The sequence below is a fragment of the Pseudomonas fluorescens genome (assembly GCF_002837185.1).
In the GTDB taxonomy this organism is placed as follows: Bacteria; Pseudomonadota; Gammaproteobacteria; order Pseudomonadales; family Pseudomonadaceae; genus Aquipseudomonas; species Aquipseudomonas fluorescens_AM.
This window is the reverse complement of sequence record NZ_KZ477986.1, coordinates 353,831-361,835: the sequence shown is the minus strand read 5'-3', so window position 1 is coordinate 361,835 and position 8,005 is coordinate 353,831. Positions and strand designations below refer to the sequence as shown.

Sequence of the window (8,005 nt, the reverse complement as noted above, 5' to 3'; positions counted from 1 at the left end):
TCCAACATCCTGGTCGGCCCAGAGGCCGCCATCGGGGGCAAGCCCCCTCCCACATTGAACCGAGGCGTGTCAGTTGGGTAGCTGTCGGCTGGGAGGCCGCCATCGGGGGCAAGCCCCCTCCCACATTGAACCGAGGCGTGTCAGTTGGGTAGCTGTCGGCTGGGAGGCCGCCATCGGGGGCAAGCCCCCTCCCACATTGAACCGAGGCGTGTCAGTTGGGTAGCTGTCGGCTGGGAGACCGCCATCGGGGGCAAGCCCCCTCCCACATTGGGCCGAGGCGTGTCAGTGGGTAGCTGTCGGTTGGGAGGCCGCCATGGGGGGGCAAGCCCCCTCCCACATTGGGCCGAGGCGTGTCAGTGGGTAGCTGTCGGTTGGGAGACCGCCATCGGGGGCAAGCCCCCTCCCACATGTGGACCGAGGTGTAGCAGATGGGTAACCGTTGGTTGACAGGCCGCCATCGGCAGCAAGCCCCCTCCCACACTGAATCTGCATCCAGTCTTCAACAGTTCATTCACGCACGTTCATTTAGCAAACGCGTACTCGCCGCCCTGCTCTACCGCCTTGCGATAAGCCGGTCGCTGCTGGAGCTTGTCCACCCACGCCGCAAGGTTCGGATACGCCTGCAACTTGCCCTGGGCCTTGGCGATTTCGCCGATAAAGCTCATCTGGATGTCCGCGCCGGACAGTTCGTCACCCACCAGGTACGGCGTTTGCCCGAGTACCTCATTGAGGTAGCCGAGGTAATTGGCCAGCTCCGATTCAATGCGCGGGTGAAGCGGTGCGCCAGCTTCACCCAGGCGCCCGACGTAGAGGTTGAGCATCAGCGGCAGCATGGCCGAGCCTTCGGCAAAATGCAGCCATTGCACGTAGTTGTCGTAGGTGGCGCTGGCCGGATCGGGTTGCAGTCGGCCCTGGCCGTGGCGGCGGATCAGGTAGTCGATAATGGCAGCCGATTCGATCAGTACGCGGGGCCCGTCCTCGATCACCGGCGATTTGCCCAAGGGATGAATCGCCTTGAGCTCGGCTGGCGCGAGGTTGGTTTTCGGGTCGCGTTGGTAGCGCTTGATTTGGTAAGGCAGGCCCAGTTCTTCCAGAATCCAGAGGATGCGCTGGGAGCGGGAGTTGTTGAGGTGGTGAACGGTAATCATAGGGGCACAGCTCCGTTGGGGTTAAGGAGAAGACTACACGACGGCGATGGAGTGCCCTGAATTCGCTTCATCCCAGTCGAAACCGCGCCGTGTTGTCGCTCAACGCCCGGCTGCCCTGGCTCAGGCTGTCGGCAGCCTGATTGACCGCCCGCGCGCCGTCGAGCAGACGTCCGGCAGCCTGGTCGACCTGCTGGATATTGCCGCTCACTTCGTCCGCCGTCGCAGCCTGCTCCTCCACGGCGGCGGCGATGTGCGCCAAGGTGTCGGTGACGTGCTGCACGGCACCGGCAATTTCCCCCAGGCGCGTGCCCAGGCCGGTGACGGATTCGGCATCGGTGAGCGCCTGCTCGCACGCGGCGCCCATCAGGCTGACGGCCTGGCTGACCGTGGCGCGCAGGCTGTCCACCGTGCCGGCGATCTGCGCAGTGGACGCCTGGGTGCGTTGCGACAGGCTGCGCACCTCATCGGCGACCACTGCAAACCCGCGGCCTTGCTCGCCGGCGCGGGCGGCTTCGATGGCGGCGTTAAGGGCCAGCAGATTGGTCTGTTCGGCAATGCCACGAATGGTATCGACCACCGATTGAATCTGCTGGCCTTGTTGGCTGACCTGTTCCAAGGCATTGGCGGTGTCGGACAGGCGCTGGTTGAGTTGCTGGATACTGGCCGTGGTGCGCTGGCTGTCGCGGCTGCTGTCTTCGGCGATACGGCGGGTGTGCCGGGCGCTGTCGGCAGCCTGCTCGCAGCTTTTGGCAACGCCCAGGGAGGTGGCAGCCAGTTGGGTGGCGGCCGCAGCGATCTGGCTGATCTGGTGCCGCTGGTCTTCGACGTCGGTGAGGGTACTGCCCGATTGCGCGCTGAGGGTAAGCACGGTGGCGCCCAATTGCTCGGTTTCATGATTGACCCCGAGCAGGCTGGTGCGCAGTTGCACCACAGCAACGTTGAGCGCCGTGCTGATGGCAGCGAGTTCGTCGCGCCCCTGCACCGCCACTTCGACGCGCAGGTTACCGTCACGCAGGGACTCGGCGAGCGTGGTGATGCCACTGGCGCTGCGACGGATCGAGGCTTGCAGGCAGATGAACAGGTACAGCGCCGCCAGCGCCAGCAGGCTGAACGTTGCCGCCACGGGAATGAAGTGCTGCAACGATCGCTCACGGTAATAACTCAAGCGTGCATCGAGCGAATGCAGCGATTGGCTGCGCAGCGCGCCCAGCGCCGAGAGCATGGCGTCGACACTTTGATCGAACGCAGCACTGTCGAGCTTGATGGTGCCGCCGAACACGCCGTCGTCCAGGGTTTTGAGTTCGCTGTCCAGGCGTTGCAGGCTGGCGTCGTATTGTTCGGTCCAGGGCTCAAGGCCGGGGTATTGCTTGGCCTTCAGCGCGGTGGCGGCCTTGACCAGTTGGTCCCGCGCATCGCCGATGCGGCCGCGCAGGTCACGCATCTGCAAGCGGCTTTGCAGGGTGAACTGGCCCGAGGCAATCGAGGATTGGCCGACGCTGGCCGTGCGGCCGATACGCTCGATCAGGTCCGGTGCGTGCTGGCTGGAAATCTGCATCAGCAGATAGGTTTCCAGCCAGGGATCGAGGATCAGGCCGGTGTCCAGGGTAATCTGTTCGCGCAGCGACTGCATCGCGGTCAGCGCGGCGGTGAAACGGTCATAGCCATCCGGCCACCAGCCGACGGTGCGCAGGGCCGGGGTGTCCATGCCCTTGACCGCGGCCTGCAGCGTGTCGAAGCGCGCCTGGGTAGCGGCGCTGGCGTGATGGGTTTTGAGTGCGTCCCCCAGGGTTTGCAGGCCTTGCTGAATCAGCGGACTGCCTGCATCCACCCTGGCCATCGCGGCCTGAGCGGCAGGGGTCGGGGTATGCAGAATATCCAGGGCTTTCCAGCGGGCGGCCAGGTTGCGCTGGGCGCTCAGTTGCACATCGAGCGGGTCCAGCGCCAACAGTTGGTGCACGCCGGACTGTTCGCTGGTAATCACCGCGAGTTTGTCGTGGTAGTCCTGGCCGATCATCCACAGGCTGCCGGCGAGCGGCAGCATGAACAGTAAGAACAGCACCTGGAACTTACGCGCGAAACCGAACCGCCCGAGCAGACGGATACCGGGTGATAAAAATCTTTGCATGCCTTACAAACTCCCCTGAACAACCCCATACTTCACAGCCGGGAATGACTAACGGCAAAATGCCATGTCATTGATTATTCTGGCTCAAGCAAGATCTGGGCCGTGGGATACAAGCGTGACGACACGTGCCATGGCGCTAAGAAACCTTTGATCGGTGCGCGAAAATGGGGCGAAAGCACTCATTACCGGGCACGCGCCTGTCACCGCCAGGGACACGGCCCGATGCGAGAAGGGTCGAGCGTTGACGATCCCGGGCGGTCTTCAGGTCAACAGTTGAGTGATCCACTGAATATGCCGGGCGATCCCATGGATTTTTTCTTCCGGCACCGACTGCCTGGCTTTCTCGAAACTGGCCAGGGTCTTTTGTTTCTGGTGCAACAAGCGCTGCCACTTCGCCACGAACGCCGGACTGCGCTCCAGCAAATGCAGCGGCCCGAAATACAGCTGTTTTTCGGTGTAGGACACAGGCCCGGTGCGTTCGGCGACGATGATTTCGTAGTAGAAGCGATGCTCGTGCAGCAGCTCTTCGCGCACGATTCGGTAGCCGTTGTGCATCAACCAGTGGCGCAACGGATACTCGCCGCCATTGGGTTGCAGGATCAGGCGCTCCTGGCCATTCAACTGCGCCTTGCCGCTGTCGAGAATGTCACGAATGGTCTCGCCGCCCATGCCGCACAGACTGAGGGCCGTGATGGCGTCGCCGGGCTCGATGGCCGCCAGACCGTCGGCCAGGCGCACGCTGATGTGCGCTTCAAGGCCGTTGTCGCGCACGGTGCGCCGGGCCGCATGAAAAGGCGTGGTCGCGGCCTCCCCTGCCACCGCGCTGGCAATTACGCCACGACGCATCAGCGCCACCGGCAAGTAACCATGGTCCGAGCCGATATCGGCCAGGCGCGCGCCGGCCGGTACGTGCGCCGCCACGCGCTCCAGGCGCATGGACAATGTGTGTGGGTTCAACGCGGGTTCCTTTTCATTCGCCGGAGAATCGATCCCGGCTATTGGTCAAATGCAGCACCATTGCCGCCCGCGCGGCATCCGGGTCCTGACGCTTGAGCGCATTGAAGATCGCCTCATGCTCCAGGCTCGCCAGTTGACCCAGCTTGGCAAAATCCGCCCCGCCGCGTTCGTCAGCCTTGACCTGGGTGCGAGGGATCATTGCGCTGCCCAGGTGCTGCATGATTTCACTGAAAAACGTGTTGCCGGTAGCCTCGGCGATGAGTTGGTGAAAGCGCTTGTCCTCTTCCACACAACTGTCGTTGTTGGCCAGGGAAGCCTGATAGTCGTCCAGCGCCTGGCGCATGTGGGCCAGTTGCGCGTCGGTACGGCGCAACGCGGCCAACGCCACCGCCTGCACTTCCAGACCCAGGCGCAGTTCCAGCATGTTGCGCACGCTGGCGACGGTGTCGACGTGCAGGCGCAGGCCCTGCCGGGCGTGTTGCTCCAGCACGAACGTGCCGATGCCGTGGCGCGTCTCCACCAACCCCGACGCCTGCAGCTTGGAGAGGGCTTCGCGTACCACCGTGCGGCTCACGCCATGCTCAAGCACGATGGTGGATTCGGACGGCAGTTTTTCGCCCGGCTTGAGCTGGCCGAGCAGAATGCGCTGGGTCAGCGCGTCGACCACGCCTTGGGCCAGGTTGGTGGAGCGTCTGCGCACAGGGGGTGCGTTTTCAATGGGCATCGCTAACGGGTCCACGGGGTTGGGCTGAGGGGAGCTTAACATCCTGCAGACGGACGGCGCCGAGTTGATTGACGAGGCGACCAACTTGTATGACAACCAACCTGATAGACCGGCATTACGCTCTCCCCCTCCTGCGAACCAGACAGGACTTCGCTGACACGCAAGCCCTTATAACGCTGGCAAATAACCAAAATCATCACCCCAAAAGCGCGCTTATGAGAAGAAATACACACTGCACCGCATTGCGATTTATAAAAAACAACTTGTATGATGTCTGTTAACAAAACCCACAACCCGCATAAAAACAAATCAGGGGGCGTTTTCCATCGTGAACCATTCCAGTCGTGCATCCGCTGCACCAGAAACCGATTCGGTGCTCACCCGCGCCGTGAGCAAAGTGAAGGGCCATGTGCTCCCACTGTTCGTGGTCATGTTCATCCTCAACTACATCGACCGGGTCAATATCGGCTTCGTGCGTACGCACATGGAGCACGACCTGGGCATCGGCGCGGCGGCCTATGGCTTCGGCGCCGGCCTGTTCTTCATCGGCTACGCGATCTTTGAAGTACCGTCCAACATGCTGCTGCAAAAGGTTGGCGCGCGCATCTGGCTGACCCGCATCATGTTCACCTGGGGCATCGTCGCCACGCTGATGGCGTTCATCCAGAACGAAACCCACTTCTACATCCTGCGTTTTTTGCTGGGTGTGGCTGAAGCGGGCTTCTTTCCCGGGGTGATCTACTACTTCACGCGCTGGTTGCCCGGGGTTGAGCGCGGCAAGGCCATCGCGATCTTCCTCAGCGGTTCTGCGGTGGCGTCATTGATCTCGGGCCCGCTGTCGGGTGCGCTGTTACAGATCGAAGGTTTCGGCTTGCACGGCTGGCAATGGATGTTCGCCATTGAAGGCCTGGCCTCGGTGGCGCTGGGCTTCTTTGTGTGGTTCTGGCTGGACTCCAAACCCCATGACGCCAAGTGGCTGAGCCGCGAAGAACAGGACGCGCTGGTTGAGGCCATCGATCAGGAACAGCGTGACCGCGAAGCCCTGACCACGGTCAAACCGACCCTCGGCAAGCTGCTCAAGGATCGTCAGATCCTGCTGTTCTGCGTGTTGTATTTCTGCATCCAACTGACGATTTATGCAGCGACGTTCTGGCTGCCGAGCATCATCAAGAAGATGGGCGACCTGAGTGATATACAAGTCGGCTTCTTCAACTCGATTCCCTGGTTGATCTCGATCATCGCCATGTACGCCTTCGCAGCGCTGTCAGGCAAGTTCAAGTTCCAGCAGGCCTGGGTTGCGGCAGCCTTGTTGATCGCAGCGGCCGGGATGTTCATGTCCACCACGGGCGGGCCGATCTTCGCGTTCGTGGCGATCTGCTTTGCGGCCATCGGTTTCAAATCCGCGTCTTCGTTGTTCTGGCCGATCCCCCAGGGCTACCTGGACGTGCGCATCGCCGCTGCAGTGATCGCATTGATAAATTCCATCGGCAACCTGGGCGGCTTTGTCGCGCCGACCACCTTTGGCTTTCTGGAGCAAACCACCGGCTCGATCCAGGGCGGGCTCTACGGCCTGGCCGGCACCTCGGTGCTCGCGGCCATCCTGGTGTTTTTCGCCAGGACCTCACCTTGCGCCGGGCTGACGTCGCCCAGCATTGCGCCCACCGCCAACGCCATCAGCAAACCTCTTTGAGCGTATTAAGGACCTTGCCATGAATACTCCCGTCATCACTCACTTGCACGTCATCCCGGTCGCCGGTCACGACAGCATGCTGCTGAACTTAAGCGGCGCCCACGGCCCTTACTTCACGCGCAATATCGTGATCATCAAGGACAGCAGCGGCAACACCGGCGTGGGTGAAGTGCCCGGCGGCGAGCGCATCCGGGAAACCCTGGAAGACGCGCGCAGCCTGGTGATCGGCCAGCCGATCGGTCAGTACCAACGCATCCTCAACCAGATGCGCAGCACCTTTGCCTCTCGGGACGCGGCCGGCCGCGGGCTGCAAACCTTTGACCTGCGGATCACCATTCACGCCGTTACCGCGATGGAGGCGGCGCTCCTGGATTTGCTCGGTCAGTTCCTCGAGGTGCCGGTGGCCGCTCTGCTCGGCGAGGGCCAGCAACGCGATGCGGTGAAGATGCTCGGCTATCTGTTCTACGTCGGTGACCGCACCGCCACGGACCTGGCCTACCGCAACGAGGCAGATGCCGATGATGACTGGTTGCGCCTGCGTCATGAGAAAGCCCTGACTGCCGACGCGGTGGTACGCCTGGCCGAAGCCGCCAAGGCCCGATACGGTTTCAACGACTTCAAGCTCAAGGGCGGCGTATTGAGTGGCGATGCCGAAATCGAAGCGGTCACCGCCCTGGCCGAGCGCTTCCCGGAGGCGCGCATCACCCTCGACCCGAACGGCGCCTGGTCACTCAAGGAAGCCATCCGCCTGTGCCGCGACCAGCATCATGTTCTCGCCTACGCCGAAGACCCCTGCGGCGCGGAAAACGGCTATTCGGGCCGCGAAGTCATGGCCGAATTCCGCCGCGCCACCGGCCTTAAAACCGCCACCAACATGATCGCCACCGACTGGCGCGAAATGGGCCATGCGATCCAGTTGCAATCGGTGGACATTCCCCTCGCCGACCCGCACTTCTGGACCATGCAAGGCTCGGTGCGCGTGGCGCAAATGTGCCATGAATGGGGCCTGACCTGGGGCTCGCACTCCAACAACCACTTCGATATATCCCTGGCCATGTTCACCCAGGTGGCGGCGGCCGCGCCGGGCGAGATCACCGCCATCGACACCCACTGGATCTGGCAGGACGGCCAACGCCTGACCCGGGAGCCGCTGAAAATTGAAGGCGGCTACGTGAAGGTCCCGGCCAGGCCTGGCCTGGGGGTGGATATCGACATGGACGCCGTGGCCAAGGCCCACGAACTGTACAAAGGCATGGGGTTGGGCGCGCGGGATGACAGCGTGGCGATGCAGTTCCTGATGCCGGGATGGCGCTTCAACAACAAGCAGCCTTGCCTGGTGCGGTGAGACGGCTTTACGCAGG

At 62.6% G+C, this 8,005-nt stretch carries 6 protein-coding genes; 2 read left to right on the top strand and 4 right to left on the bottom strand.

The window, feature by feature from the left end; genetic code table 11:
- Positions 1-521: 521 nt before the first annotated feature.
- The 4 genes from CIB54_RS03675 to CIB54_RS03660 form a co-directional block, all read right to left on the bottom strand.
- Positions 522-1,148: a glutathione S-transferase family protein gene (locus tag CIB54_RS03675; protein WP_101218641.1), complete on the bottom strand. Its 627-nt coding sequence runs from the start codon at positions 1,146-1,148 to the stop codon at positions 522-524.
- A gap of 67 nt (positions 1,149-1,215) precedes the next feature.
- Entirely contained in the window at positions 1,216-3,273 is a 2,058-nt protein-coding gene (locus CIB54_RS03670; protein WP_101218639.1) for a methyl-accepting chemotaxis protein, read from the bottom strand.
- Between the two features lie 261 nt (positions 3,274-3,534).
- A complete protein-coding gene (locus CIB54_RS03665; RefSeq protein WP_101218637.1) occupies positions 3,535-4,230 on the bottom strand; it encodes a tRNA (adenine(22)-N(1))-methyltransferase in 696 nt (231 codons plus the stop codon).
- 13 nt (positions 4,231-4,243) lie between these two features.
- Positions 4,244-4,954 (bottom strand): FadR/GntR family transcriptional regulator, encoded by a 711-nt coding sequence (locus CIB54_RS03660; RefSeq protein ID WP_101218635.1) that lies wholly within the window; start codon positions 4,952-4,954, stop codon positions 4,244-4,246.
- Between the two features lie 328 nt (positions 4,955-5,282).
- On the opposite strand from CIB54_RS03660, the gene CIB54_RS03655 reads away from it, so the two are divergent.
- Both CIB54_RS03655 and gudD read left to right on the top strand, forming a co-directional pair.
- Entirely contained in the window at positions 5,283-6,644 is a 1,362-nt protein-coding gene (locus tag CIB54_RS03655; RefSeq protein ID WP_101218633.1) for an MFS transporter, read from the top strand.
- 19 nt (positions 6,645-6,663) lie between these two features.
- Complete coding sequence (gudD, locus tag CIB54_RS03650; protein ID WP_101218631.1) at positions 6,664-7,989, top strand: glucarate dehydratase; 1,326 nt, start codon at positions 6,664-6,666, stop codon at positions 7,987-7,989.
- The last annotated feature ends 16 nt before the right edge of the window (positions 7,990-8,005 follow it).

Excerpts from the sequence above, each read along its gene's own strand:
- CIB54_RS03675 (WP_101218641.1), bottom strand. The coding sequence starts at position 1,148 with ATGATTACCGTTCACCACCTCAACAACTCCCGCTCCCAGCGCATCCTC.
- CIB54_RS03670 (WP_101218639.1), bottom strand. The coding sequence starts at position 3,273 with ATGCAAAGATTTTTATCACCCGGTATCCGTCTGCTCGGGCGGTTCGGT.
- CIB54_RS03660 (WP_101218635.1), bottom strand. The coding sequence starts at position 4,954 with ATGCCCATTGAAAACGCACCCCCTGTGCGCAGACGCTCCACCAACCTG.
- gudD (WP_101218631.1), top strand. The coding sequence starts at position 6,664 with ATGAATACTCCCGTCATCACTCACTTGCACGTCATCCCGGTCGCCGGT.